The following is a 26,695-nucleotide window of genomic DNA, read 5'->3' as shown; positions in this document are numbered from 1 at the left end:
ACAATCACTTTGAATATTTTTATTACGGACACACGCAGTGTGTCCCCACTTGTTTAAACCTATTTCTGACGCATTGCTGGGAATAGGATCACATCACGGATTGACGGTGCGTTAGCGAAAATCATCGCTAAGCGGTCGATACCTAAGCCTTCGCCTGCTGTTGGTGGTAAACCGTGTTCAAGGGCGACAACGAAATCGTCATCGTAGAACATCGCTTCATCATCACCCGCCTCTTTTGCTGCAACTTGTGCTTGGAAACGTTCCGCTTGATCTTCAGCATCATTTAATTCTGAGAAGCCGTTACCGATTTCACGTCCGCCGATAAATAATTCAAAACGGTCTGTCACTTCTGGATTTTCATCATTACGGCGTGCAAGCGGTGAAATTTCCGCTGGGTGAGCCATTAAGAAGGTCGGCTGAATTAATTGATGCTCTGCTACTTCTTCAAAAATCGCATTGACGATAGAACCTAAACCCCACGATTTTTGGATTTCGATATTTAAGCCTTTTGCAATTGCCACTGCTTTGTCGAAATCGTGTAGGTCGTCCATTGAAATACCGTTGCCATATTTCACAATCGCTTCGTGCATTGTGATACGTTCAAACGGTTTACCGAAATCAAACACATATTCGCCGTAAGGCACGGTCGTTGTACCTAAAATATCTAAGGCTAATTTGCGTAATAATTCTTCGGTGTTATCCATTAAATCGTGGTAATCTGCATAGGCTTGGTAGTATTCAATCATCGTAAATTCAGGATTGTGACGAACAGACACCCCTTCGTTACGGAAGTTACGGTTTAACTCGAATACACGCTCAAAACCGCCAACCACAAGGCGTTTTAAGTAAAGCTCTGGAGCGATACGCAGATACATATCCACATCTAATGCGTTATGGTGAGTAATAAAGGGTTTTGCCGCTGCGCCACCTGGGATCACCTGCAACATCGGCGTTTCCACTTCGATAAAATCTTTCTCTAAGAAGAATTGACGGATACCTGATACCACTTTTGAGCGGATAACAAAGGCACGGCGAGATTCTTCGTTCGCAATAAGATCTAAATAACGCTGACGATAGCGAGTTTCTTGGTCTGTTAAGCCTTTATGTTTATTTGGTAACGGACGAAGTGCTTTGGTTAGCAGTTGTAATTCAGCTGCACGAACGGTTAATTCACCTGTTTTGGTTTTAAATAGTGTGCCTTTTACGCCGATAATATCGCCTAAATCTAATAAACCCACCGTGTTTTCATATTCACCTTCAGGCAAATTATCACGTGCAACATAAAGCTGGATCTGACCACTTACATCTTGGATAGTAACAAATGTCGCTTTACCCATCACACGACGTAACATAATACGCCCTGCAACTACCGTAGGAATTTCTTTAGCTTTAAGTGCTTCGCCATCAACTTCATCATATTTTGCGTGAAGATCTTCAGCTTTATCTTCACGACGGAATGTGTTCGGGAACGGATTACCACGCTCACGCAACTGAGCTAATTTTTCACGGCGAGCAATCATTTCGCCATTGAGATCTAATTCTTGGTTTTCGACTTCTGACATTGTATTACCTTAAGATTTTTAAAAATAAATTCGGTTTAATTCATTTAAGTTTGAAAGGGCGAGATTATAAGCGATTTTGGAAGATTTTGGTAGAAAACAAGCGGTAAGATCCGCTAAGTTTTTACAAAAAAATCAAGGCTGGAAAACCAACCTTGACTTAGAACATTTTAGATTAATTGTGCTTTTTGTAATGCTGCAGTAATTACTGGATGATACTGTTCAGATAATACTGTAAGCGGTAAACGTAAGCACGGATCACTAATTAATCCCATTTTATGAGCTGCCCATTTCACTGGAATCGGGTTGCCCTCAACAAACAGATTTGTATGTAAATCCATTAAGCGTTGGTTGATCTCTTCTGCTTCATCAAATTTACCTTCAAGAGCAAGTTCGCACATTTTTGCCATATCTGCCGCAGCTAGGTTATTAGTTACAGAAATCACACCTTGCCCACCTAATTTCATTGATTCTAAACCAGTCGCATCATCGCCACTTAAGAAGATAAAATCTTCGCCAGCAAGTGCTTTGATTTGTGCAACACGGCTTAGATCACCAGTTGCCTCTTTCACCGCAACGATATTTGGAATTTTGGCTAAGCGTGCGATTGTTTCAGGTTTTAAATCTGTTCCCGTACGACCTGGCACGTTATATAAAATTTGAGGTAACGATGTGCATTCTGCAATCGCTTTATAATGTTGATATAAACCTTCTTGGGTTGGTTTATTGTAGTAAGGTACAACACTCAAACAGCCAGCAACACCACTGTCTGCAAGCAATTTTGTCATTGTAATTGCTTCACTTGTTGCGTTTGAACCTGTACCTGCAATAACAGGAATGCGTCCTGCTGCAAATTCAACGGTTTTCTTAATCACTTTCACATTTTCGTCAATACTTAATGTGCTACATTCACCCGTTGTACCAGCAGAAACGATAGCGTGTGTCTCCGCTTTAATATGAAACTCGACTAACTCTTTTAATCCATCAAAGTCAATTTCTCCGTGTTTCATTGGGGTAATCAAAGCCACAATACTGCCTGAAAAAAGAGGTTTTGACATAATTTTCTCCTGTATATCTTTTTTGTTAAATAATACGATAGCTTGCAAAATTCGGCTTCAATATGCAAATGTTTTCCACCAAAATTGCAAATTTTTTCTAAAATCCTACCGCTATTCAATGCCCTTTTGATAAGACATCATTACAAGTGTTCGCCATTTTTCATTACCATCGCTGTCTTTCCCCATATTCGCAATATTTGGAAAACGCCCCCAACACTCAAAGCCGTGTTTTTTCATTAAATTCATACTTACTTGATTTAATTCAAAAACATACGCCATCAAAGTATGAATCCCATGCTCTAGCATCTTATCTTGCATATACTGGATAATTTTTGAGCCATAACCTTTACCCTTTGCTTTTTCATCAAGGTAAAGGCTGATTTCTGAAGTATGCACAAACGCAGGGCGTTCATAATATGGGGAAAAGCTAAACCAGCCGATTACACCATTTTCATCTTCCACTGTCCATAAGGGATATTTCTCACTAGATAGATGAAATTCAAACCACGCTTTGCGTGTTTCTCTTGTTGCAAAATAAAGATCTGCAGTCATTTGGTGAGTCGGAATCGCTTGATTATAAATGGCTAAAATAGCATCAAAATCCGTTTCAACTGATTTGCGAATATGCATTCATAGATCCTTTTAATTTAGCTGTAATAATTCATTTAGCGTTTGAGCAATACTGTCTTCGTTATTTGAGCCGATCACTTTTTTCGCACTTTGCTGGACTTCCAGCTCTGATTCGCCCATTGCAATCCCCATACCAACCAGTTTTAACATACTAATGTCGTTAAAATTATCACCAAAGGCAATCACATTCTCTGGATCAATTTGTTCTCGTTTTAATAACTCTGCCAAACAAGCCCCTTTACTATTTCCTGCTTTAGTAATATCGACACGATCTACCCAAGACCATTCAGCACTCACCTCAAGCGGTAATGTTTCGACAAATTTTTGCATTTTCTCTAGGTTAGGATCGCTAATTAACACTTTCCAAATGGTTGTGCCATTATCAATAAAGGTTTGGAAATTTTCGGCTTGATACACATTAGGACGAACATTTTCTGGACAACTTGCCACCCATTTTAAGAATTTGGTGAAATGTGCATTTAACACTTCGTAGGTCATCGCATCACGAGTATAAACAGCAACATGAATCCCTTCTGCTTTTGCTGAATGAATTAACTTTTCTGCCAATGCATTACCTAACGGGTTAGCCGATAACACTTTATCATTCTGAAAATCATACAAATAAGTCCCGTTACAACAGACAACAGGGGTATCTAACCCAAGTTCTGCATAATAAGGAAGTACCGCCGTATGATGACGACCCGTTACAATATAAACCTTTAGTCCTTTCTCTTGTGCTTGCTTAATTGCTTTTTTACTTGATTCTAAAATGGTGCCTTGACTTGACAGCAGTGTGCCGTCAAGGTCGAATGCAATCGCTTGATAAGACATTACTTCGCTCCTTATAAAACAAAAAAAGGGTCACTCCCTTACGAATTGACCCTTTTATTTTACTACGTCATAAACATCAAAGCAGCAAATTATTTAGCTGGATTATATGAAGGAGTTTGATAAAGCGGAGCTGGGCCTTGAGGACCTGCAACATTACCACTTTCGTTCTGTTTTAATACACCACCATTAGCTGTAATTTCCACACGACGGTTTGGACGTAAACAGTCACGTAATGCTTGACCTGATTCACCATCACAAGCTTTAACTTGGTTTGCTTTACCATAACCAACAGCCTCAATCGGCACTTTAATACCTTGCTCTACTAAACGAGCTTTAACCATATTAGCACGACGTTGTGACAAATCTAAGTTATATTCCTCAGAACCTAGGCGATCAGCGTAACCCACAAGTTTAACCTTCTCTGCACCTGAAGATTTTAATTGTTCTGCAACATCATCAACAACCTCTCTGCCCTTTGTAGTTAATATATCTTTATCAAAATCAAAGAGGAAATCACCAACTAAATTAAATGAAGAATTACCATTACAACCATTTGGATACCAAAAGAAACTTTGCGCATTCATATTTTTATCAAACAAAATTTTGAATTGACAAATTTTGTGCACGCCCTTTTCTCTATAGTTAAAAGCATAGTCCCACTCATGTACTTCATAAAGTCCTTCAGAAAAATGAGGGGGACCAATCAAATTATAAAGCTGATCTTTGTTCATCCCTTTTTCAATTTGACGAACATTTTCCCAATTCGGCCATGATCCAAATTGAGAGCCATCATGATTAAATTTTGATTCCGGAATTTTTGGAAATACCGGTTTTTCTGTTGTACCCTCATCGGACACCTTACTCAAACTACCACAAGCAGTAATTGTAATCGCTATAGCCGATAATACTCCACGAAAAAAAATTGTTTTTTTCATTCTTTATCCCTTAAATGTCAAATTAACTATCTCTTAGTATAGAATATTATCAGAAATATCTATACTTCTTTCTATAATAAAAACCTAGCATGATTCTACTACACAAAATCGTCTTATTCTATCTTTTTTTATTTGAATTGATCATCTTCTAATAAATATTCAATAAGTAGTTGGAGGTTTTTTCCTCCCCTAAATTCATTAATATCCAATTTATAAACAAATGTTGCCTGTTTAATAGATAAATCAGGATAGCATTTTACATCAACATTAAACCAGATTGCATCGAATAGCGTACCATATTCATTTTCCACCATCATTTTCAGATGTTTTCCAGCCAGAAGTTTCTGTTGCAAGATACGAAACCGTCCCTCAAAAGTCGGTTCTGGAAAATGTTGCCCCCAAGGCCCCGCTTGTTTGAGTAGTTCTGCCGTTGCTAGATTAAATTCATCGGCTAACAACTCGCCGTCTGTATAAATCACACCTTGTAACCATTCAGGTTCTGCAACTTCGTTCACGGTTTCGTCAAATACAGTTTGAAATTGAGCTAAATGATCTTGATGAATGGTCAAACCGGCCGCCATTGCGTGTCCGCCAAACTTGACAATCAAATTATCATATTTAGCATCGATACGTTCTAATAAATCTCGCATATGCAGCCCAGCAATAGAACGAGCAGATCCTTTTAAATATTCACTATCATCACTTTCCTGAGCAAATGCAATAACAGGACGGTGAAACTGATCTTTAATGCGAGAAGCCAAGATGCCAATCACTCCCTGATGCCAATCAGGTTGGTATAACACGATACCTTGTGCTTGATTTTGCTGAGAGAGCGTTGGCAACTTAGCACAAAGGGCTAAGGCTTCCGCTTTCATCTCTTGCTCAAATTCTTTACGAGTCTGATTTAATGAGTCCAGCTCTAAGGCAAATTGACGAGCTAAAGCGAGATTATCGGAAATCAATAGCTCTACACCTAAAGACATATTCTCTAATCGCCCAGCCGCATTTAATCTTGGGGCAATGGCAAACCCTAGATCACTGGCTTGCAAAGCATAGAGATCTCGTTTAGCCACTTCTGCCAATGCTTGGATCCCCACTCGGCAATGCCCTGAACGAATACGATTTAAACCCTGATTAACCAAAATGCGATTATTGTGATCAAGCGGAACAACATCCGCTACTGTTCCTAAAGCAACAAGATCTAGTAATTCTGCAATGTTAGGCTCTTTCTCTTTGAAATGCCCAAGCTCACGCATTTTAGCTCGCAGAGCCATCATCACATAGAAAATCACCCCGACACCTGCCAAAGACTTTGAGGGAAAAGTACAAGCGGCCAGATTTGGGTTTACCATTGCATCTGCATTTGGCAGGCTGTCTGCAGGTAAATGGTGATCGGTTACAAGAACCCGAATCCCTTGAGCTTTAAGTAAAGCAATCCCTTCAAAAGAAGAAATGCCATTATCTACCGTTAAAACAAAATCTGCCCCTTTTGCCATGACCATTTCCGCAACACTAAGGCTTAAGCCATAGCCTTGTGAAAAGCGATCAGGGATTAAATAATCAACCTGCTGAAAACCGAACTGCCGTAGCGCCAAAATCGCCAAAGCGGTACTGGTTGCACCATCTGCGTCAAAATCCCCCACAATCACAATCCGATCTTGTCGAGTTAAACTGTCTAACAGTAAATCCACGGCTTGTTCCATATTGGCAAGCCCTTTAGGGTGATGTAAACCTTTGAGAGATAAATCCAACTCTGCAGGGCTTTTTACCCCTCGACTTTGATAGATACGGTTTAATAGAGGATTTTCTGATAATCGTTGTTCTGTTAATTGGGGACGACGTTGGACTAATTTCTGCATAAAACCAAACTTAGTTGTAATAATATTTATCCATGCTTTAAAGTAGATATCATTCCGTTTGCTTACGATCTAGATAATGATAAGACTGAATTTTACGAATAGTACGAGAACGTCCTCGAATAAGTAAGGTCTCTGTCACTGCTAAATTTCCTTGACGTAGAATACCCTTAAGCAAATCTCCTGAAGTAATCCCAGTCGCAGAAAAAACTAAATTATCATCTCTAACTAGATCTTCAAGCTTCAATATTTCATTAATCGGTACATTCAATGCTTCGCAACGATTTATCTCTTTTTCCGCATAAGCAAAATTCTCTAAGGAATTACCTTTAACTTGGTTCCGTGGAATTAATCTCGCTTGCATATCACCGCCTAAAGCACGAACTGCTGCCGCAGCCACGACACCCTCTGGAGCACCACCAATGCCATATAACATATCTAAATCTGCTTCAGGTAAACAGCACTGAACTGCTGCAGCCACATCACCATCAGGAATCGCCATCACACGAATACCTAATTTTTGCATTTCAGCAATAACGTCTTTATGGCGTGGTTTATCTAGCACCGCAACGGTTAGTTGAGAAAGTAATTTTCCTTTTTTAGAGGCAACACGACGTAGATTTTGCTCAATAGGAAGGCTTAAATCGATCATACCTTTAGCTTCACTGCCAACTACCAATTTTTCCATATACATATCAGGGGCTTGTAAGAAAGTTTCTTTTCCCCCCGCAGCTAATACCGATAATGCATTCGCTTGCCCCATCGCTGTCATACGAGTACCATCAATCGGATCAACCGCAATGCTGACTTCTTCATCTTCAGGACGGCATAAACCGATTTTTTCACCGATATAAAGCATTGGAGCCTGATCAATTTCCCCCTCGCCAATAACCACTTCACCACGAATTTCCATTTGATTCAACAAAAAACGCATGGCTTTTACTGCAGCATCGTCGGCAGCATTCTTATTACCACGACCAAGCCAAGCAAATGCAGCCAGTGCTGCCGCTTCTGTTACACGGGAAAATTCGATAGAAAGGGATCTTTTCATTTTAGGTTCCTTAAATAGAGATGTGTTTGCAAAATTTTTGAGGAATCCTACCGCTTGTAGGAAGTTATGTGCGGAATGAAATTGTAGGCGTTAGAGATTTTTTAGTCAATTTTTATCGTAATTACTTGAACCATTTTGCGTTAAGCGTAATCAAGTGTAGAATGCAATGATATTTTTATTAAATGAGAGTAAATATGAGCAACGAAGAAATCTTAAACAACGAACATCACGATGTTCGAGCCAACTTTATTACCCATATTATTGATGAAGATTTAGCCTCAGGAAAACATGATAACGTTTATACTCGTTTCCCACCGGAACCAAATGGTTATTTGCATATCGGTCACGCAAAATCTATTTGCTTAAACTTCGGGATTGCAGAAGATTACAAAGGCTTATGTAACCTACGTTTTGACGATACTAACCCTGTTAAAGAAGACGTAGAATACGTTGATTCAATCAAAGAAGATGTGAAATGGTTAGGCTTTGAATGGGAAGGTGAGCCACGTTATGCGTCTGATTATTTCGATCAACTTTACGGCTATGCGATTGAATTAATTAACAAAGGTTTAGCCTATGTTGATGAACTATCGCCTGATGAAATGCGTGAATATCGTGGTACATTAACTGAGCCAGGTAAAAACAGCCCATATCGTGATCGCCCGATTGAAGAAAACTTAGCGTTATTCGAGAAAATGAAAAACGGCGAAATCGAAGAAGGAAAAATGAGCTTGCGTGCGAAAATTGATATGGCTTCACCATTTATCGTAATGCGTGACCCTGTATTGTATCGTATCAAATTTGCGAGCCACCACCAAACAGGCGATAAATGGTGCATTTACCCGATGTACGATTTTACCCACTGTATTTCGGACGCGATTGAGCGTATTACTCACTCAATTTGTACATTGGAGTTCCAAGATAACCGCCGTTTGTATGACTGGGTATTAGAAAACATTTCGATTGAACGTCCATTACCGCATCAGTATGAATTTTCACGTTTAAATTTAGAAGGCACATTAACCTCTAAACGTAAGCTGTTGAAATTGGTAAATGACGGTATTGTTGATGGTTGGAACGACCCTCGTATGCCGACAATTTCGGGCTTACGTCGTCGTGGCTATACCCCTGGGTCTATCCGTGAATTCTGCCGCCGTATTGGTGTAACAAAACAAGATAACGTGGTGGAATACAGTGCATTAGAGTCTTGTATTCGTAATGACTTAAATACCAACGCACCGCGTGCAATGGCTGTGATTAACCCAGTTAAAGTTGTGATTGAAAACTTTGAAGGCGAAGAATGGCTAACCGCACCAAATCACCCAAATCGTGAAGAACTTGGCAGCCGAGAATTGCCGTTTACCCGTGAACTTTACATTGATGAAGCAGACTTCCGTGAAGAAGCAAACAAACAGTACAAACGTCTTGTATTAGGCAAAGAAGTGCGTTTGCGTAATGCTTATGTGATTAAAGCGGAACATGTAGAAAAAGATGCAAGCGGTAAGATCACTACAATTTATTGCACCTACGATCCTGAAACCTTAGGTAAAAACCCTGCAGACGGACGAAAAGTGAAAGGCGTAATTCATTGGGTGTCTGCGGTACATAATAAACCTGCGGAATTCCGTATTTACGACCGCTTGTTTACCGTTGCAAATCCAGGTGCGGAAGAAGATATTTGTTCTGTGGTAAATCCAACATCGTTAGTGGTTAAACAAGGTTTTGTTGAGCCAAGTTTAGCGAATGCAAAAGCAGAACAAGGTTATCAATTTGAACGTGAAGGCTATTACTGTTTAGACAGTAAAGACGGCAGTGCAGATAATCTTGTCTTTAACTTAACGGTAAGTTTAAAAGAGAGCGTAGCGTTTTAAGGCTATAAATAAGATAAGCAAATAAGCGGGCGGATAGCTCGCTTATTTTGTAAATTTTCTTGATCAAAGTAAACATTGACTATAGATTTTCTCAAATTATCACAAGGAGATATAAATGAGAAAGCTCACATATCTAACTTCACTTGCTATTTTTACAAGTGCTTTACTTGGTTGCAGTTGTAGTTGTGAAAAAACGCAAAAACCACAGGAAGAGAAAAAAGATGATCAGGCGTTGTTTGAGGAAACGCTAAACCCTACGCCCCCTTTACCAACAAGTCTGTTAAAACTGCCTGGCCCACCAACGCTCAATTTGTTAGCAACCAGTCCATCAAATACTGCCGAATTTAACGACTTTATCAGCATTATGGGACAAAATGGGGCGGTGATTACGATGTGGTCTGTTGATCGTCGTAGCTGGCTTTGGATGTATCCGCCACTTAATTCTCAAGATTTTGGCAAATTGCGTAATTGGCGAATTGAGCGGAGCTTCCGTCAAGAACATTTCCGCTTTACTAATCAGCAGATGGGATCTTGTATGCAGGCTTATGGAAATGGTGTGATTCAAGATAGCTGTGATCCAAATAATTTAGATCAAGATTTTGAGTTACTGCCAACCTCGACAGGAGCGGTGTTCATTAAAAGTGTTTCCCAGCAGCGTTGCTTAACTTACAATGCGGTGAGTACCACTGGCTATTTTACGCTGACTTTGGATCGTTGTGATGATAAACGTATTACACCGTTACACGATCAAACGTTCTATCTCACACCACCATTACTTAGTGCTAATCCATTATAGGAGGAAAAATGACGTTATTTAATCGAGCTATAGCATTAGTATGTTATTTGCTTCCTCAAATTGCCTTGGCAAATTTGGAAAACTATACGGTTGCAACGTGGAACTTGCAAGGTTCTTCTGCGATTAATGAAAGTAAATGGAATATCAATGTTCGTCAGCTTTTGACGGGGCCTCAAGCGGCAGGTATTTTAATGGTTCAAGAAGCAGGCTCTTTGCCATCTACCGCCGTTCATACACGCCGAATGGTTCAGCCTGAGGGGGTTGGCTTTCCGATTGATGAATATGTATGGAACTTAGGGACAAGAAGTCGTCCAAATAATGTTTATATCTATTACTCTCGCTTAGATGTCGGGGCAAATCGAGTTAATCTTGCGATTATTGCTCGTCGTATGGCAAGCGAAGTGTTCGTGATTAATTCCAGTTCCAGTGTATTAACTTCTCGTCCAGCCATAGGTATTCGTATTGATGACGATGCTTTCTTTAGTATTCATGCTCTTTCATCTGGAGGAGCAGATTCACTAAGTTTGATTCAAAATATTCATACGTTCTTTAATACTGAGGGAAGACGACATATTAATTGGATGGCGGTAGGGGATTTCAATCGCGCTCCTGGTCGTATGCAAGAGGCTCTAGATTCTGAACCTGGACTGCGTAATGCTACACTGATTGTTGCACCAACGGAACCTACCCATCGTTCTGGTGGAGTATTGGATTATGCAGTGTTACACAATGCGAATCAAACCACACAAAACACGACGGTCAGTGCCAGTATTATGTTTAATCAGATGAGATCGCAGATTACCTCCGATCATTTCCCAGTCAGCTTTGTAAAAAAACGTTAAGGGGGAAGTTATGCTAAAGCGTTTTACTTTATTGATGACATTAGGAGTATGCCAGTTTTCCCTTGCAGAAACACCACCGATGCCACCTGCACCTACGCCAACACCATCAACTTATCCTGATGTTGTTGAAATAAAGCCCCCTGTTATCTCTTTACGCAGTTTAAATACGGGGGAGCCTGTATCTAATCGTAGCTATGATCGCAATGATCCAAGAGAGGTGCAGTGGCGACTTGTTGATGTTATTGTTAAAAATCGTCGGTTCGTTCAATTTCAAGTATTTGGTAAAGAAAATCGGTGTTTAGTTGGAGATGGTGGTACTTTACCCTGTGGACAAACAGACACTTTATTTAGGTTAGTCCCAACCGATACGGGGGCATTTATTCTGACAGATCCCAATACGGGAAAATGTTTAACCAGCGAGAATTATGGCAGTTATGGTTTTCAAAACTGCTTGCGAACTTCTTCAGCAGAACCTAGCAATATTCCGCTAAAACATCTTTGGATCATTGCTCCGCCTTTTGGGCCTAGTAGGTTATTATAACATTACAATTTTTAGGGGCTAAATTGATTAGCCCCAATTCCAAATCAGTGCCTTCCTCAATGCCATAAAAAAATCTATCGTTTTCCTCTGCCAACCAGATACTGACACGCAAGGTTTGTATGCCATAACCTGCATCCAAACATCCCATTTCCTATCTTTTTTACTTCATTGCAAACACAATTTTATTTATAGGAAATTTTTATGTCTCATCTTTCTGTTGCTAAATTTGGTGGAACCAGCGTTGCCAATTTTGAAGCAATGTCTGCCTGTGCAAATATCGTTACTGCAGACGCAAATACTCGGGTTGTTGTGTTATCTGCTTCCGCAGGTGTAACAAACTATTTAGTTGAACTGGCGAATGGTTGTGAAGCAGAGCGTCGTGAAGAAATTTTAGCGGCAGTTCGTACCATTCAATATAACATTATCGAAAAATTACAAAACCCTGCGGCAGTTTCTGCAGAAATTGACGCATTGTTAGAACACGTTTCAGCCCTAGCCTCTCTGCAAGCCTTGCGACTTCGGCAGCCCTCACTGATGAATTAATTTGCCACGGCGAAATGATGTCCACTAAAATCTTCACTCAGCTATTAAAAGAGCGTAATTATCCTGCTGTATGGGTTGATGTGAGAGAGATTGTTGCCACCAATAACCATTACGGCAAAGCCGCACCAAATGATGAGAAAACCCAAGCTCAATCAGATGCTATCCTTAAACCATTAATTGCAGAAGGCAAAGTAGCTATTACTCAAGGCTTTATCGGTCGTGATGATGAAGGCAAAACAACCACATTAGGACGTGGCGGTAGTGACTATTCAGCAGCATTGTTAGCCGAAGTGTTAAATGCAAATGATGTGTTAATTTGGACTGATGTGCCAGGCATTTACACCACCGATCCTCGTGTTGTACCCGCTGCAAAACGTATTGATACAATGAGCTTTAACGAAGCCGCGGAAATGGCAACCTTCGGTGCGAAAGTTTTACACCCAGCGACCTTGTTGCCTGCGGTGCGTAGCAATATTCCAGTATATGTTGGCTCAAGTAAAGCCCCAGAACAAGGTGGTACTTGGGTAACTCGAGATCCACAACCTCGCCCAAGAGCCTCTCTCACAATTTGTGTAAATACCTGTTTCTGAGATAATACATTCAGACACAGGTATTTTATTATGAACGAAAAACAACTTCACGCCTTGGCAGCGGAATTTGCCAATTACCATTAAAACGGCACAGCACATTAATTTCCCCTTGAATTTGGGTAAGTTCAATAAGGCGGTCAAGATAGTCCATCATTTTTCATTAATACAATAAGCATGAGCTATCTCAACTTCATCTGAAAAATCACCGCTTCCGCTTGGCAACTAAATAAGAATTTCGCTTGTAACAAAAAGCCATCTTCGGTTTGGCTGATTTGGCTACTGATATTGCACGGTTCGCTTTCAACTTCTCTTGCTTTTGCTGTTAATGTAGCAAGTCCTTGTTCTGCGTCTGCTTGAGTTGGATAGACAAGGGCTAATTCAATGGTGCTGTCGGCATTGTCAAACATAGAAGTACTACTTGGTTTGCAAATGCCACCACAACAATCGGCTTGGTCACTAAAGGTTTTTGACATATTTACTCCTTGATATTTTGAAATTTAAGTAAAGCGTATCATAATATGGTAATCAATTCATTGAGGGGAAACAAATTATGTCTATTTCTAAACAAGCTATTCTTGATGCCTTTCATTATCGCCACGCTTGCAAGCAATACGATCCAACGAAAAAAATCAGTGATGAAGATTTCCAATTTATTTTGGAAACAGGGCGTTTATCGCCAAGTTCTTTTGGCTTTGAGCCGAGGCGATTTTTAGTGATTGAAAACCACGCTATCCGTGAGCTTATTCGTGATAATGCGTGGGGGGCAAAGGATAAGGTGATGGATTGTAGTCATTTTGTTGTGATCCTTGTTCGTCAGCCTGAAACTCTGCTTGCTGACGGTGAATATGTACAACATATTATGCGAGATGTTCACCATATTCCTGAAGAAGCGTTAAAAATGCGTCAAGGTTTTTATCGTAACTTCAGTGAAAAGGATTTTGGCTTGACCCAAGATCCTGTGGCGTTTTATCACTGGGCTTGTCGCCAAAGCTATATTGCATTAGCCAATATGCTAACAGCTTCAGCAATGATTGGCATTGATAGCACCGCGATTGAAGGTTTTCCATTGGAAAAAATGGATCAGCTTTTTGTCGAAAAAGGGTTGTATGATCCGAAAGTCTATAAACTTAGTGTGATGGTCGCCTTTGGTTATCGTGCGGTAGAACCTAAAGCGAAGACCCGTCAAACAATCTCTGATGTGGTGGAATACATAGAATAATGCTTCTTAATACACCAATCCTAATATATCCGAATTAATATACCTATGATAATATCCACTACAAATATCTACCTTGTCGGTGGTGCGGTACGGGATCAACTGCTCGGCTTAGCAGTCAAAGATCGTGATTGGTTGATTGTTGGGGCAACGCCCGAACAGCTTTTAGCTCAAGGCTATCAACAAGTCGGTAACGATTTCCCTGTATTTTTACACCCTAAAACCAAAGAAGAATACGCCCTTGCCCGTACCGAACGCAAAAACGGCAACGGCTATAACGATTTTATCTGCGACTTTACCCCTGAGGTTACCCTTGAGCAAGATTTAATCCGCCGAGATCTCACGATTAATGCGATTGCTCAAGATCTTGACGGCAACTACCACGATTTTTACGGGGGGATTGCCGATCTTAAACATCGCCTGCTTCGCCACGTTTCCCCTGCCTTTGCCGAAGATCCGCTACGGGTGTTGCGTGTGGCTCGCTTTGCCGCACGCTTCTATTCTCTCGGATTTCGGATTGCTCCTGAAACGGTAAAATTAATGCAAGAAATGACCGCTTGCGGTGAGTTAGCTCATTTAACAGCGGAGCGTGTTTGGCTGGAAACCCAAAAAGCCTTCGCCACCGACACGCCACACATCTATTTCCAAGTGCTACGAGAAGTCGGGGCATTGAAAGTGCTATTTCCTGAAGTGGAAGCACTCTTTGGCGTTCCACAACCTGAAAAACATCACCCTGAAATTGATAGTGGTATTCATACCTTGATGGTTTTGGAGCAGGCGAAAAAATTAGCGGTTCAAGCAAATGATCCTGAAAGTGTGTTATTTGCCGCACTCTGTCACGATCTTGGCAAAGCTCTAACCCCAAAGGATATTCTGCCCCATCATTATGGACACGAACAGAAAGGCGTTGCCCCAACGGAGCAACTGGCAAATCGCTTGAAAGTGCAAGCTCACACTAAAGCATTCGCTAAACTGGTCACGGAATTTCACACCCATAACCATAAAATCACAGAGCTACGCCCTGAAACCGTGGTGAAATTGTTTAATAAACTTGATGTATGGCGTAAACCCGAACGTTTTTTTGATTTTTTATTGGTTTGCGAAGCGGATAGTAAAGGGCGTTTGGGCTTTGAAAATCGGGAATATCCACAAGCGGATTATGCAAAACAGCTCTATCAAGTCGCTTGTGAAGTGGATATTCAAGCGGTGATTAACGATGGCTTCGAGAAAGCGGGGATTAAAAGAGAAATTGATCACAGAAGACAGCTAGTTATCCTAGCTAGGAAAGAGGAAAAACTGAACTGTAAGAAGCCAAAAACATAGCTAAAAATAAAGTAGCTTTAATCCCCTACTCTCCAAGACTTAAAGCTACTTTTGTCTACTAAACCTTCCCAAACCCCTTCAATCCAACAACGTGTACATACTCTTGGTTATTGGTGATCTTACGCACTAACTTGTAGGTTGTACCACGTTCTGGGCTGATGTTTTCTGGGGCAGCGATCAGCAATTGCATATCCAAACGCTCGCAGAGTTCAAACAAGGTATTGATAGAAGTTGCGTCTAAACGAGCTGCTTCGTCAAGGAAAAGCAAGCGAGCAGGCAGAATATCCTTAGCACGCATACGGCGAGATTCTTCTTCCCAACTTTGCACCACCATTAACAAGATCGACATACCCGTACCAATCGCTTCCCCTGTCGATAACGCACTACTCTCCGCACGCATCCAACCGTCTGCACCACGGAAGGTTTCGACTTCCAGATCGAGATAATTACGGTAGTCCAATAGCTCTTCGCCAATGGTCTGCGGTGTACGTTGCCCTAGTTCAATATGTGGATTAACACGTTTGTAGAGCATTGCCAACGCTTCTGAGAAACTGAGTTTTTGGTTCTCAAACAGATCGCTATGTTGCTCACGGTCGTTTGATAAGGCGTTGAGTAAAATTGCGTGGGTATCACGAATGTTTACCACCAAACGCACCCCTTTCACCTGACCGAACGCAATATTTTGCAAGCCTTGGTTCAGTTGCAAAATACGGTTTTGTTCACGTTGAATGGTTTTACGCAAGATATTTGCCACACTTTCTGAGCTGATCGCCAATTTTTTCTCACGGCTAGTCAGTTCATTAGTTAAGCGAGATAGCTCGATTTCCATCTGTTCAATCGCATCAATCGGATCGTCCGTTTTGATGATGTCTTGGCGAATACGCTCACGCAAATGCTGATAAACCGAAATAAAGAACGCCACTTTATTTTCAGGCTTACGGCTATCTTCTGACGCACGCAAGCTATCACGCAAGTATTCGTTATCCGCCACTGCGGTTCGCAACGCACCAAGAGCTTTATCGGAAATCGAACGCAACTCTTCCGCCGATTGATAAGCCAGCTCACGGCGATTTAAGCGTTTTTCTACATCGCTATTGCGAGAGAGTTTCAACACCAAACACCAACTCACTTTCGCCTGCACCACAATTTCACGCTGAGTATGGTAATCACGCTCTGCTTTACGCACCGCTTTATTGAGATTATCCATTTCCGCTTGAATAACCGCCACTTGCTTATCAATATAAGATTTACGCATACGGTGTTGGCTTAAACGTTGTTGCAATTCATCACGGCGTATTCTCGCACGCTCTTCTGCCCCATCATCATTGCGGATACCGTATTCGTCCATCTCTTGCAACAACTCTTGAAGCATCTGATTTTTCGCATCAAAGGCACTGCGTAACGACGTTAAAACTTGGTTATATTCGCTAAATTGTGCTGTCGCTTGGCGAAGCTGTTCACGAGCCTGCTCACGCTCACGTTGTGCATTGTCTAAACGTTGGCGAAGCTGTTCGTTAAGAGCAGAACCTTCCGCCCCTACTGTTTCTTGATAGCTGAAATGCAAACGTCGGTTCATCACATCAGCAAGGGCAAAGACTTTCTGTTGTTGCAATTTTTGTTGCTCAACAGACCGCTTGTAATCCGCTTGTAGCTGTTCAAACTGGGTCGGATCGCTCTTTAACGCCACTGCAATCGGCTCAAGTTGTGCTAACGCATTACCGAATTGACGGATAAATTGTTCATCTTCTTGGGCTTCTAACAGCTGTTCACGGCACTCTTCCACGCGATCTTGCAAAGTTTCATCGGCAAGAATGTTGAGTTGTGGCAACACTTTATTCAACAGTTGCAACTGTGCTTTGCTGTTTTCCAGCTGGTGACGTAATTGCTGTTCCGTACCGCTTGCTTGATTGAGTTCACGCTCAATTTCAGCTCGTTTTTGTGCAATCTCTTGCATTGCCGCTTCAGGATCAGGCTGGAAAGCTAAAGCTAAATGTGTGCCGACAAACTGGCTTAAATGTTGGTGTAAACGTTGGCATTTCTGCACATCAAAGGCACGTTCTGCGTGTTTTTCTGTCGTTTCATCACGTTCTGCTTTTACTTTCTCAAGCTGTTTCTCACGAGAAGCACGGCCAAAGACCGCAAATTCAGAGAACTTAGAGTAACGCCATTGACGGTCAGACAGTTGCACCACCACGCCATCGCCCAGTTCTTCCGATTTAAAGACATTATCGTCAAAGGCATTCGGATCACCTTCGATCAAATAGAGATTTTCAGGACAATCATCAAGTTGCTGTAACTGTGCTTTGACTGCTTCCAAATCACGCACCACAATGGCGTGGCGAGCATCGCCATAGAGTGCGGAGAAATAAGGTGCATCTTCAATCGACACATCTTCGTATAACTCTGAAATCAGCACACCGCCAAATTTTTCCGCCAGCTGATTTAAGCGAATATCTTCCGCGCCGTCAGGCTGGCTTAGGCGTGAAATTTGCTCATCTAATAGCTGTTCACGGCGAGCAAGCTCATCACGTTCAAGGGTTGCTTCACGCTCACGGCTTAAGGTATTTTGCATAAACTGCATAACCGCTTGGCTACTGTCAAAGGTTTCGCCACACTGCTCTTGCAAGCGGGCTAATGCCGATTGTGCCGTATGCCACGCAGGTGCAGCTTGTGCAAGTTGTTGATATTGTTGATTTAATTGCTCACGTTGCTGACGTTGTGTTGAACGTACTTCAACAAATTCAGCCAGCTCCGCTTCCAAATCTTCAAGACGAGCTTGTTGCTCTTCATAATAGCTTTCAAGATCTTCTGCATCTTCCAACTCTGCTTGTGCTTTTTGATTAAACTCAGCAAGCAAACGTTCTGCATTATGTTGTTGATGTAAACGCTGTTCTAATTCTGTCAATTTTTGACGCAAAGCCACCGCTTGTTGTGCGTGGGCTTTTTGGCTTGGATACGCACTCAGCAATTCACGGGCAACGCTGTCTGCTTGTAAGCGGTCAGTTTCCCCTGCAATTTTGCAAACAAGTTCATAGGCTTTATCAAACTGGCTTTTCGCCATATCGGACACTGATAAACGCTGTTCAAGCTCAAACACCTTGTCGGTGATTTCGTCAGCTTGAGCCACAAATTCAGCGTGATAATCTTCGACATTGTGTAAATCTAAATTAGCCAGTCCGCTGATCTGTTTGGCTTTTTCTAACGCATTCACCGCTTGCTGATATTGCAATGCACGGGTTTGCTGTGCGTCCAACGCCTGTTGATAATCCGCCATTTGAGAACGCAACTCTTCAACCTGATCTTCGGCTTCCGTCGCACGAGCTTGAGCCATCTCTTGACGTTCCGCCACTTCTTCCAACGCCATTTGTTGTTCTTCTAGGCGTTCGTTTAGCTCTGCAACATCATCTTGATAACGTTCCACTTTTTCTTGATGGCGAACTGCATTCATCACTAAATTGAGATGATCGGAAGCACTATTGTACTCAGCTTCAAGGCTACTTTCGCCCTCTTCCAAATCCTGCATTTCACGGCTAAACTCAACCAAACGTTGCTGTTCAAGGGTTAATTTAGATTTAGACTGATACCACTCTTGACGCTTTTCAATTGCCTGTTGTACATTGCCACGACGTTCGTTGGCGTGTCGCATATAGTCTGCCGACACATAATTAGTGGACTCGGTAATCAGTTTTTTGAACATATCCCGATCTGATTGCGTAACCTTGATTGCTTCAAGGGTCATACGGTTTTCACGCAGTGCCGACTCCATATCCTGAAAGGCTTGGCGAACCCCTGTATTTTCAGGTAAGAGATAATCACGCAAAGATTTAGTAATAACGCTAGAAATACCGCCGTAAAGGGAAGCCTCGATCAACTTATAGAACTTGCTACGGTCGCCCGATGTGCGTAAACGTTTTGGAATAACGCCAAGATCAAAGAGAAAACTATGATAATCGGTAATCGAATGGTACTGTTTAAATTGCACCTCACTGCCATCAAATTTCTCTTTTAGATCATTTAACGCCAGCACTCGTGCATTTTTCTCACCAACCTGCTCAGTTAAAACAGAGATAACCGATTGATTTTCATTGATATTTTGTAATGAAAACGAACGAATATCGACTTTCTTATCACGCCCTGCGATCTGCTGTAAACGCACACCACTAATCACACGTTGCCCACGGGAATTTTCGCTTTCCAACACCGCATAACAAACGCCTGCTTTCAATTTACCGTACAACCCTTTATCACGAGAACTAGAAGTCGAACCTGCTTCGGTGGTATTACGGAAGTTAAGCAAGGTAAGATCAGGAATTAACGCCGTCACAAACCCAGCCATCGTGGTCGATTTACCCGCCCCGTTACCGCCCGAAAGGGTCGTTACTAGTTCGTCCAAGTCAAAGGTTCGAGCAAAAAAACCGTTCCAGTTAATTAAGGTTAGGGAACGGAATTTGCTACGGCTCACACTAGGTATAGACGATTGTACATGTGTCGCAACCATGATATTTTGAGAAGTGACGTTTTGTTCAAATAAGTCGTTTTTTTCTGTCATATATTTGCCTAAATACTAAATTTCAATTTGATACAGCTTCTCAACACTGTCTTTATCATAGAATTTATGATCACTTTGAATGATTTTTATGCTTTCACTTTCTGTAATTTGAATTTGTTTCAATTTTTCAACTAACTGGTTAAATTCATCTGTATGAGCTAGAACAAAATCATTTATCCCCATGTAACTATTTTCTTCTTTACGTCGAGCAAGCACCTCATTTTCAGATAAGGTAACAACATAACACAATGCTTCTCGATGCACATATTTAGTCGCCATAGCTTCTAAATCTGCTTGCTTCCAACGCTCTCTAAGAGTTGTTTTTGCACTAATAGTAATAGGGGTCTTACGGTTATATAACACAATATCCAAAATAACATTCGGAACAAATGCTAATTCTGCTTGAACATATACAGGTGATATTTTCTCTCTTAACAGAGCTAGCACAAGTAACTGTTCAAATACACCACCATTAACTGAATTGTTAGATTCAAATTCCGATGTGTACACATTCCAATAAAAAGAAATCAATTCATTTGGCTTCCATTTTTGATTTATCGGATATTTATGAACCATTAATTTTACTATATCGGTTACTTTTGTTCCTTTCGCCATATTATCTTTATCCTAGTCTTAAATGCTCCAAAATTTTCTCTGCCGTTGCTTGCACTGCAGGTATTGCAACTGAATTTCCAAATTGCTTGTATGCTTGTGTATCTGTGACAGGGATAATATAACTATCAGGAAACCCTTGTAATCTAGCCCATTCTCTAGGTGTCATTTTTCTAATACCTTCCCTATTCACATTACCTTTTATCTTCGTAGTTGGTGTAAAGTCAGTGATTCGATGATCTATTACCAAATTTCTCTCACGCCCCATACCACCAACAACGATCGCATTTGCAATACCATCATCAGGAATAATCTCATACCCAAAACCATTTCCTTTATCTTGGTGGCGAGCTTTGTGCTTTCTTAAAGTTTCAATATATTGTGTTGATAAATAATATTTCGTTGGTACAACATTTTTTTCTTTCACATCATTAAAACAAACTTTCCTATTTAATGGTGCAGGATAATAAAAAGAGTTTATCGCAAGGTCTTGTCTAAACCCAACAATAAAAATTCTTTCTCGATTCTGTGGTACACCAAAATCTTTTGCATTAAGTATTTTAGGATCTGGTACAAAATAATTTAGATCTTCTCGTAACACATTTAAAATTGTGCTTAGTGTTCTTCCTTTATCGTGGCTACTCAATCCCTTTACATTTTCAAGAAAAAATGCTTTAGGCTGATGTCTGCGAATAATTTCAGCTACTTCAAAAAATAATGTTCCTCTTGTATCTTCAAACCCCCCTCTTTTTCCCGCAATAGAAAAAGCTTGGCAAGGAAATCCTGCACATAGAATGTCAAAGGTTGTTGGTATAAGGCGTTTCGTTTCTTCTAAAGTAATATCGCCGTATGGTTTTTCACCAAAATTAGTTGCGTATGTTTTTTGTGCATTTTCATCAATTTCACTAGAAAAAACACAATAACCACCTAGCTTCTCCATAGCAAGCCTAAACCCACCAATTCCTGCAAACAAGTCAATAAATGTAAATTCAGAATATGAAGGAAATGCTTCTTTAAATAAGTTGTATTGTATTGAGGGTTCTTCTACTTTCTTATGTTCCATTACAATTAATATATCCTCACTATTCTTCACCATCATCTATTTCTTCATTTGCAAATTCTTCGTCAAAACTGACCGCTTGCTCTTTCGCAATCGTAGGCTTTGTTGCCTCACCATCACGGATTAAACGACGTTGAGCTTCACGAGGATCGTCCCCTGTTCTCACATCAGCCCCAAAACGGAACACTGACTCTGAAATCACAAATTTTTTGCTGTTTTGATCGCCAACACGACTAATCACTCCTAAACGACCTAAACGGCGTAATGCCCCACCTACTTTCTCAGCCAGCTTCGCTTTGTCTAAATCTGATCCTGTTGAACGTGGATTGATTGCTTTAAGCAACTTGATTTCGTCCGCCAAATTAAGCAACTCATCGTACACTTCGTCATAGTGGAAAATCCCTTGCTGTGCAAGGCGTTCTGGACTGAGATAGAGATAACACAACACTTTTCCTACCAACATTTCCATTTCAGACATCGCCGAACGAGCAATCAAAGTTGTTGCTTTAGGTCGAAGATAGAAAAAGCCTTCTGGTGCACGAATAAGTTCGACGTGATAACGGCGGTAAAACTGTTCAAGCTCGCTTTGGTAGTCCATCAAAAAAGCGTGTTCATCAAGGGCTTCTAAGCTAATGTGTCGCCCTGCTCTTAATTGACTGTCAAGTTGCGGAAAAATCGGGTTAGCAATCGCTTCAGCCAATTTGGTTGAGATAAGTTCTTGGGTGTTTGTCATTGTCGTTCTCTATTTTTGTAAAACTTTAATTAAAACTGACCGCTTGTTATTTATTGTATTGGTCAATCACATTCGCCTGTACTTCTGCGCCTTTATCATTAATCGACTGCCATTCTGGGTAAATCGCTTGGCTGTCTTGGCTTGCCATACCGAGTTTAACGGCTTGATCGACGATAATTCTTGCTACATCAAAATGGCGAGAAAGCGGATACATTGCCAACTGTTCACGCAAAATCGCACCGAGATCAATCGGTTTGCCTTGTTCACGGAATGGGACAAGATATTCTTGCATTGCTGCAATAATCTGCTCCTGCACTTGGGTGAGGGACTCATATTCTAGCTCAGTCGGTAGCTCGCCTACGGCTTCCGCTTCATTTAATTCGGTTTCATCATCACGCAGATCCATCAAAGGCTCTGCTTTGGCAATATAAAGTTGCCACGGGCTTTCAAAATAATCTTGAATAGACTGGCGTAAACGTTGCCCAAAGACACGATTTTTATCCATATCAATGGCGGTACGGATAAATTTATGGACGTGGCGGTCATAGCCGATCCAGAGATCGATCGCCTGTTGTCCCCAACTGATAATGCGGTCAAGTTTATTCTGCAAGTTCACAATCAGCTGATCGACAAAATCCAAATCATCACGCCCAATCAAGCAACTTTGAATACGCAATAATTGGGATTGCAACTTATCCCCTGACGCATTTAATACATCTTGTAGCTCACGCAAATTCCCCGAAGTTTCGTCTAACAACTGCTGACAAGTCGCAATGGCTTCGTGCCAATTTTGGCTTAACAGTGCAGCAATACGCTCACGGATCTGCTGCTGATTTTCGTCCATCATACGCTGGGAAAGATCGATACTGTCAAAAATTTCTGCTACAGAGAATTTTAATGGGGCAAACACTTGATTACGCCAGAAACGTTCATCACCACCTTCTTCTGCTGCATTAGAGGCGCGCTGAATTTCATCGGCAACAATAGAAAGTTGGATCGATAGACGTAAAGTCGAAAATTCACGTTGGCGAATGTAATACTCTGATACGCCAACACCAAGTGGTGTTAAGCGATAAATTGCCAAACCTTCGGTAAATTCGCTCGAAAAACGGTTTAAAAAACGTTGTTTGACAAGATCGTTGATCGCATTATTCGCGCGCTGTGTTTGTGTTGCTTCAGACTGCTCAAAGGCATTTGAAACATGACGGAAAATATCTTGTAAATCGCTTTCAAGCAATTCACCGTCAGTGCGTTCGTTATTATACAGGGCTATCGCCAATAAAAATGCCAAGCGGTCGGAAGAAAGGGAAAGCGAAAATTCTCGCTCTTTTGTCCATAAAATCAGTTCTGGGATCGTTTGTGCTAATTCGTGTTGCATAGGCGATATTATTTAAACATAAAAATAGGCGTTATTGTACCTTAATCAGAGCAGAATGGAAAAGACAAGCGGTGAGATTTGTACAATTTATTACAGTTCTCGCCGCTTATAGGCTATTAACTAAATTATCTCAATAAATATTGGATCATTAAACCTGCAACATCTACTTTAGTCACCTGTTCAATCATTTCAAGCCCAGGGCTTGCATTGACTTCTAACACCATAATGCCTTGTTGAGAACGAATAAGATCGACACCTGCCACATCTAAGCCGATGGCTTTTGCTGCTTGAACTGTGATTTTTTGTTCTGCATCAGACAGTTGAATGGCTTGGGCGGTGCCACCTCTGTGAATATTGGCTCTAAACTCACCGCTTGCACCAGTGCGTTCCATTGTTGCAACAACTTGATCACCAATCACAAAAGCTCGAATATCTTGCCCTTTAGCCTCTGCAATAAAGGTTTGTAAGAGGCTTGGTACTTTGGCATTTTTTAATGTTTCAAGTAAACTCAAGGCACTGCTATAGCTTTCTGCCAACATTACCCCTACACCTTGAGAGCCTGACAGCGTTTTAATAACCGCTGGCAAGCCTGATTGACTTAAACCTTCAGCAACGCTGTAAAGCTCTCCCATTAATAGCGTATCAGGTACTGGAATGCCACAGGCGGCAAGTCGCTGTAGGCTTTGCCATTTGTCACGGGCAAGAGCAAAGGCAGAAGACGCATTTAAAACAGGTACATGTTTTTGTTCAAAATGCCGTAATACATTACAGCCTATTTCTGTGCTAGTTGTACCAAATCGAGGCAAGATACCTGCATATTCCCCGATTTTTTCGGGTTTTGCTCGAGTTTTATCGTAGCTTTCCCCTGTTTGATAATAAAGCTCAAACCGCCCTTGCTGCAGTTGTAGCAAGAAGCGGTTTGGATCGAGAATATCCAGTTGGTAGCCTTTATGTTCTGCCGCTTGTTTAAGTCTTTGACAACCATATAAACGAGGCTCACGGCAGAGCATTAATAATTTTTTAGCATTCATTATGCGTAAGGCTGTAACTCAGGGTTAATTGGTGTATCTGCGAGGTTGTTTGCATAGTTACATAAGCTGGCTAGGCTGACACCAAGTACCACATCTAGAGCATTTTGTTGGGTGTAACCTACGGCAAAAAATTCATTGAGTAGGATTTCACCGACTTTGCCTTTAGTGTTGATAACAGCGAGTGTAAAGCGTGCAAGGGTATCTAATTTGTTATCTTGAATTGGCGTAGCTTTGCGTAATGCTTGCAGCAATTCGTCAGGCATTTTGATCTGTTTAATGGAAATTGCGGTATGCCCTGCTACGCAGAAACCACAACCATTTGCGACCGCTACGGTAATTTGTACGACTTCTCTCTCTGTTGGCGTTAAGCTGTTACGTTGGTTAATTGCCCCGACGGTGCGATAGGTTTCTAAGGCGGTAGGTGCATTGGCTAATACGCCGATTAAGTTAGGAATAAAGCCGTTATTGTTTTTAACCGCTTGTAACGTTTCTTTTGCTGCTTCAGGTGCAGTGTCGATAGTATGAATTTGAAATTTAGACATAGTGAACCTCTATAATAAAAAAATAAAATCTGTCAAAAATCTGCGATTAATTCACCGCTTGTAAAATGGTTTTTAATTGTAACACACTTGGGGTAACGACTGGCAAGAATGCCCCTTCTCGCCAACGGCGAATAAAGCTAGTGCCGCCATTGGTAAGATAGCCTCTCCCACCAGAAGCCTGTAATTCAAGTGTTAAACTTTGTACAACAATATCGACAATTTCAATCCGAATTTGGAAGAGTACTTTAGGGTGTTGCACAAAATAGCTCGGATCAGCTAAGCCCTCGGCTAGTCGTTGCTGTAAAGCGGTCAGTTGTTGCGTTAAATTTTCCCAGTCTGTTTGTAAAATGGAACGATTGGAATTGAGTGTCTGTTTGACTTCGTTAAGAGAACGTTGAGCCAAACCAAATGCCATTGCACATTGTAACCCTAAGAACGCAGGGCGAACATTAACTAAGTAAGAAGAGGCATCTTCTGCAATAATCCAATTTGGGTCTAATTCGACATTTTCAAAATGAAGGGCAACGGTGTTGCTTCCTTGCAAACCAATCAGAGATAACTCTTTTGTTCTGGTTAGCCCCGTTGCTATGGAAGGTAATGCAATGATAATCGGGGCTTTGCTATTGTCGGCATACGATGCGACAAAGATAGTAATAAAACCCGATTGGCGTAAGTTAGTAACCCAAGGCAAGCGTCCGTTGAGGTAATATTTGCCGTTTTCGTGAGTAATGGTCACTTGTAATTCTTCAATGCCCGACAGAAACTTGACGGCATTCGATAACCCTGTTCCCCCTGCACGTTTGCCACCAAGTAAATCGGCTAACCATTGTTCCTTCGGATAACTATTTGAACTTGCAAGTAAATTTTCAATTAAGGTGCGGTGTCCCCAAGAGATAAAACCTGCAGTTAAAGAGATTTGCGAAACCGATTCGATAGCGTGAATGGCATCTTGAATGGTGCCACCGCTTCCACCTAGTTGTGAAGGCACTCCGATTTTGAAAATCCCTTCATTGGCAAGACGAGTAAGTAATTCGTCTGCATATTGATTAGACTGATCAAGATCATCTGCGTGCTGTGACAGCCATTGAATAAATTCAGCGGAAAGATATGACATAGCGTACTCCTGTAAAATGAAATTTTTCACATCT

Annotated in this window: 23 protein-coding genes and 1 pseudogene; 7 read left to right on the top strand and 17 right to left on the bottom strand. The window is 41.2% G+C overall.

Translation table 11 applies throughout. From position 1 onward, the window contains the following. Nucleotides 1-59: 59 nt before the first annotated feature. The 7 genes from lysS to glpX form a co-directional block, all read right to left on the bottom strand. Nucleotides 60-1,562 carry a lysine--tRNA ligase gene (gene lysS / locus J1G47_RS05465; protein ID WP_075605688.1) on the bottom strand — a complete coding sequence of 501 codons (1,503 nt, stop codon included), beginning with the start codon at nt 1,560-1,562 and terminating at the stop codon, nt 60-62. A 167-nt stretch (nt 1,563-1,729) separates the two neighbouring features. Next, entirely contained in the window at nt 1,730-2,617 is an 888-nt protein-coding gene (gene dapA / locus J1G47_RS05460) for a 4-hydroxy-tetrahydrodipicolinate synthase (RefSeq protein ID WP_207326828.1), read from the bottom strand. Nucleotides 2,618-2,728: 111 nt separating this feature from the next. After that, nucleotides 2,729-3,247, bottom strand: coding sequence for a GNAT family N-acetyltransferase (locus J1G47_RS05455; RefSeq protein WP_005712269.1), 519 nt, complete (start codon nt 3,245-3,247; stop codon nt 2,729-2,731). 12 nt (nt 3,248-3,259) lie between these two features. Beyond that, nucleotides 3,260-4,078, bottom strand: a complete 819-nt coding sequence (locus J1G47_RS05450) for a pyridoxal phosphatase (RefSeq protein WP_010786857.1) — start codon at nt 4,076-4,078, stop codon at nt 3,260-3,262. An 89-nt stretch (nt 4,079-4,167) separates the two neighbouring features. Further along, nucleotides 4,168-5,013 (bottom strand): OmpA family protein, encoded by an 846-nt coding sequence (locus J1G47_RS05445; protein WP_010786858.1) that lies wholly within the window; start codon nt 5,011-5,013, stop codon nt 4,168-4,170. A gap of 128 nt (nt 5,014-5,141) precedes the next feature. Next, complete coding sequence (gene recJ, locus J1G47_RS05440; RefSeq protein WP_207326827.1) at nt 5,142-6,872, bottom strand: single-stranded-DNA-specific exonuclease RecJ; 1,731 nt, start codon at nt 6,870-6,872, stop codon at nt 5,142-5,144. A 49-nt stretch (nt 6,873-6,921) separates the two neighbouring features. Then, on the bottom strand, nt 6,922-7,920 hold the full coding sequence (gene glpX / locus J1G47_RS05435; protein ID WP_021109444.1) for a class II fructose-bisphosphatase: 999 nt from the start codon (nt 7,918-7,920) through the stop codon (nt 6,922-6,924). Nucleotides 7,921-8,102: 182 nt separating this feature from the next. Here glpX and glnS point away from each other — a divergent pair, with 182 nt between their 5' ends. The 5 genes and pseudogenes from glnS to J1G47_RS05410 form a co-directional block, all read left to right on the top strand. Beyond that, nucleotides 8,103-9,791: a glutamine--tRNA ligase gene (gene glnS, locus J1G47_RS05430; RefSeq protein ID WP_207326826.1), complete on the top strand. Its 1,689-nt coding sequence runs from the start codon at nt 8,103-8,105 to the stop codon at nt 9,789-9,791. A gap of 115 nt (nt 9,792-9,906) precedes the next feature. Further along, a complete protein-coding gene (locus tag J1G47_RS05425; RefSeq protein ID WP_012621645.1) occupies nt 9,907-10,587 on the top strand; it encodes a cytolethal distending toxin subunit A/C in 681 nt (226 codons plus the stop codon). Nucleotides 10,588-10,595: 8 nt separating this feature from the next. Then, nucleotides 10,596-11,429 (top strand): cytolethal distending toxin subunit B family protein, encoded by an 834-nt coding sequence (locus J1G47_RS05420; RefSeq protein WP_160415865.1) that lies wholly within the window; start codon nt 10,596-10,598, stop codon nt 11,427-11,429. Nucleotides 11,430-11,439: 10 nt separating this feature from the next. Further along, nucleotides 11,440-11,970, top strand: coding sequence for an RICIN domain-containing protein (locus J1G47_RS05415; RefSeq protein ID WP_020996958.1), 531 nt, complete (start codon nt 11,440-11,442; stop codon nt 11,968-11,970). A gap of 201 nt (nt 11,971-12,171) precedes the next feature. After that, nucleotides 12,172-13,064 (top strand): annotated as a pseudogene (locus J1G47_RS05410) (aspartate kinase); the annotation flags it as partial. 67 nt (nt 13,065-13,131) lie between these two features. On the opposite strand, the gene J1G47_RS12035 reads toward J1G47_RS05410, so the two are convergent. Both J1G47_RS12035 and J1G47_RS05400 read right to left on the bottom strand, forming a co-directional pair. After that, nucleotides 13,132-13,257 (bottom strand): cupin domain-containing protein, encoded by a 126-nt coding sequence (locus J1G47_RS12035; protein WP_021110628.1) that lies wholly within the window; start codon nt 13,255-13,257, stop codon nt 13,132-13,134. Nucleotides 13,258-13,282: 25 nt separating this feature from the next. Further along, a complete protein-coding gene (locus J1G47_RS05400) occupies nt 13,283-13,576 on the bottom strand; it encodes a YfcZ/YiiS family protein (protein WP_160412978.1) in 294 nt (97 codons plus the stop codon). A gap of 77 nt (nt 13,577-13,653) precedes the next feature. Between J1G47_RS05400 and J1G47_RS05395 the strand changes: the two genes are divergently transcribed. Together J1G47_RS05395 and J1G47_RS05390 are read left to right on the top strand one after the other, a co-directional pair. Then, entirely contained in the window at nt 13,654-14,322 is a 669-nt protein-coding gene (locus tag J1G47_RS05395; protein WP_160404810.1) for an NAD(P)H-dependent oxidoreductase, read from the top strand. A gap of 45 nt (nt 14,323-14,367) precedes the next feature. Beyond that, nucleotides 14,368-15,642, top strand: a complete 1,275-nt coding sequence (locus tag J1G47_RS05390; RefSeq protein ID WP_207326825.1) for a multifunctional CCA addition/repair protein — start codon at nt 14,368-14,370, stop codon at nt 15,640-15,642. Nucleotides 15,643-15,700: 58 nt separating this feature from the next. Here the strand turns inward: J1G47_RS05390 and mukB are convergent, their stop codons facing one another. The 8 genes from mukB to J1G47_RS05350 form a co-directional block, all read right to left on the bottom strand. After that, nucleotides 15,701-20,191: a chromosome partition protein MukB gene (gene mukB, locus J1G47_RS05385; protein WP_207326824.1), complete on the bottom strand. Its 4,491-nt coding sequence runs from the start codon at nt 20,189-20,191 to the stop codon at nt 15,701-15,703. A 15-nt stretch (nt 20,192-20,206) separates the two neighbouring features. Continuing rightward, nucleotides 20,207-20,806 carry a hypothetical protein gene (locus J1G47_RS05380; protein WP_005710784.1) on the bottom strand — a complete coding sequence of 200 codons (600 nt, stop codon included), beginning with the start codon at nt 20,804-20,806 and terminating at the stop codon, nt 20,207-20,209. A 7-nt stretch (nt 20,807-20,813) separates the two neighbouring features. Continuing rightward, complete coding sequence (locus J1G47_RS05375) at nt 20,814-21,899, bottom strand: DNA cytosine methyltransferase (protein WP_010785734.1); 1,086 nt, start codon at nt 21,897-21,899, stop codon at nt 20,814-20,816. Beyond that, the gene (mukE, locus tag J1G47_RS05370) at nt 21,886-22,596 is read right to left on the bottom strand and encodes a chromosome partition protein MukE (RefSeq protein ID WP_207326823.1); all 711 of its coding nucleotides are present in this window, start codon (nt 22,594-22,596) and stop codon (nt 21,886-21,888) included. The genes J1G47_RS05375 and mukE overlap by 14 nt, the downstream gene beginning before the upstream one ends. A gap of 46 nt (nt 22,597-22,642) precedes the next feature. Beyond that, nucleotides 22,643-23,974, bottom strand: coding sequence for a chromosome partition protein MukF (mukF, locus tag J1G47_RS05365; RefSeq protein WP_005710787.1), 1,332 nt, complete (start codon nt 23,972-23,974; stop codon nt 22,643-22,645). 125 nt (nt 23,975-24,099) lie between these two features. Further along, nucleotides 24,100-25,005 (bottom strand): ATP-grasp domain-containing protein, encoded by a 906-nt coding sequence (locus J1G47_RS05360; protein ID WP_207326822.1) that lies wholly within the window; start codon nt 25,003-25,005, stop codon nt 24,100-24,102. Beyond that, nucleotides 25,005-25,547, bottom strand: a complete 543-nt coding sequence (locus J1G47_RS05355; RefSeq protein WP_207326821.1) for a carboxymuconolactone decarboxylase family protein — start codon at nt 25,545-25,547, stop codon at nt 25,005-25,007. The genes J1G47_RS05360 and J1G47_RS05355 overlap by 1 nt, the downstream gene beginning before the upstream one ends. Nucleotides 25,548-25,593: 46 nt before the next feature. Continuing rightward, nucleotides 25,594-26,661 (bottom strand): acyl-CoA dehydrogenase family protein, encoded by a 1,068-nt coding sequence (locus J1G47_RS05350; RefSeq protein WP_207326820.1) that lies wholly within the window; start codon nt 26,659-26,661, stop codon nt 25,594-25,596. Between the last annotated feature and the right edge of the window lie 34 nt (nt 26,662-26,695).

Origin of the sequence: Glaesserella parasuis (assembly GCF_017352235.1) — a bacterium.
Taxonomy (GTDB): domain Bacteria; phylum Pseudomonadota; class Gammaproteobacteria; order Enterobacterales; family Pasteurellaceae; genus Glaesserella; species Glaesserella parasuis.
This window is presented reverse-complemented; position numbering and strand designations above follow the sequence as displayed.

What these genes read in the sequence shown, in the direction of transcription:
- lysS (WP_075605688.1), bottom strand. Translation starts at nt 1,562, where the DNA reads ATGTCAGAAGTCGAAAACCAAGAATTAGATCTCAATGGCGAAATGATT.
- dapA (WP_207326828.1), bottom strand. Translation starts at nt 2,617, where the DNA reads ATGTCAAAACCTCTTTTTTCAGGCAGTATTGTGGCTTTGATTACCCCA.
- J1G47_RS05455 (WP_005712269.1), bottom strand. Translation starts at nt 3,247, where the DNA reads ATGCATATTCGCAAATCAGTTGAAACGGATTTTGATGCTATTTTAGCC.
- J1G47_RS05450 (WP_010786857.1), bottom strand. Translation starts at nt 4,078, where the DNA reads ATGTCTTATCAAGCGATTGCATTCGACCTTGACGGCACACTGCTGTCA.
- J1G47_RS05445 (WP_010786858.1), bottom strand. Translation starts at nt 5,013, where the DNA reads ATGAAAAAAACAATTTTTTTTCGTGGAGTATTATCGGCTATAGCGATT.
- recJ (WP_207326827.1), bottom strand. Translation starts at nt 6,872, where the DNA reads ATGCAGAAATTAGTCCAACGTCGTCCCCAATTAACAGAACAACGATTA.
- glpX (WP_021109444.1), bottom strand. Translation starts at nt 7,920, where the DNA reads ATGAAAAGATCCCTTTCTATCGAATTTTCCCGTGTAACAGAAGCGGCA.
- glnS (WP_207326826.1), top strand. Translation starts at nt 8,103, where the DNA reads ATGAGAGTAAATATGAGCAACGAAGAAATCTTAAACAACGAACATCAC.
- J1G47_RS05425 (WP_012621645.1), top strand. Translation starts at nt 9,907, where the DNA reads ATGAGAAAGCTCACATATCTAACTTCACTTGCTATTTTTACAAGTGCT.
- J1G47_RS05420 (WP_160415865.1), top strand. Translation starts at nt 10,596, where the DNA reads ATGACGTTATTTAATCGAGCTATAGCATTAGTATGTTATTTGCTTCCT.
- J1G47_RS05415 (WP_020996958.1), top strand. Translation starts at nt 11,440, where the DNA reads ATGCTAAAGCGTTTTACTTTATTGATGACATTAGGAGTATGCCAGTTT.
- J1G47_RS12035 (WP_021110628.1), bottom strand. Translation starts at nt 13,257, where the DNA reads ATGATGGACTATCTTGACCGCCTTATTGAACTTACCCAAATTCAAGGG.
- J1G47_RS05400 (WP_160412978.1), bottom strand. Translation starts at nt 13,576, where the DNA reads ATGTCAAAAACCTTTAGTGACCAAGCCGATTGTTGTGGTGGCATTTGC.
- J1G47_RS05395 (WP_160404810.1), top strand. Translation starts at nt 13,654, where the DNA reads ATGTCTATTTCTAAACAAGCTATTCTTGATGCCTTTCATTATCGCCAC.
- J1G47_RS05390 (WP_207326825.1), top strand. Translation starts at nt 14,368, where the DNA reads ATGATAATATCCACTACAAATATCTACCTTGTCGGTGGTGCGGTACGG.
- mukB (WP_207326824.1), bottom strand. Translation starts at nt 20,191, where the DNA reads ATGACAGAAAAAAACGACTTATTTGAACAAAACGTCACTTCTCAAAAT.
- J1G47_RS05380 (WP_005710784.1), bottom strand. Translation starts at nt 20,806, where the DNA reads ATGGCGAAAGGAACAAAAGTAACCGATATAGTAAAATTAATGGTTCAT.
- J1G47_RS05375 (WP_010785734.1), bottom strand. Translation starts at nt 21,899, where the DNA reads ATGGTGAAGAATAGTGAGGATATATTAATTGTAATGGAACATAAGAAA.
- mukE (WP_207326823.1), bottom strand. Translation starts at nt 22,596, where the DNA reads ATGACAAACACCCAAGAACTTATCTCAACCAAATTGGCTGAAGCGATT.
- mukF (WP_005710787.1), bottom strand. Translation starts at nt 23,974, where the DNA reads ATGCAACACGAATTAGCACAAACGATCCCAGAACTGATTTTATGGACA.
- J1G47_RS05360 (WP_207326822.1), bottom strand. Translation starts at nt 25,005, where the DNA reads ATGAATGCTAAAAAATTATTAATGCTCTGCCGTGAGCCTCGTTTATAT.
- J1G47_RS05355 (WP_207326821.1), bottom strand. Translation starts at nt 25,547, where the DNA reads ATGTCTAAATTTCAAATTCATACTATCGACACTGCACCTGAAGCAGCA.
- J1G47_RS05350 (WP_207326820.1), bottom strand. Translation starts at nt 26,661, where the DNA reads ATGTCATATCTTTCCGCTGAATTTATTCAATGGCTGTCACAGCACGCA.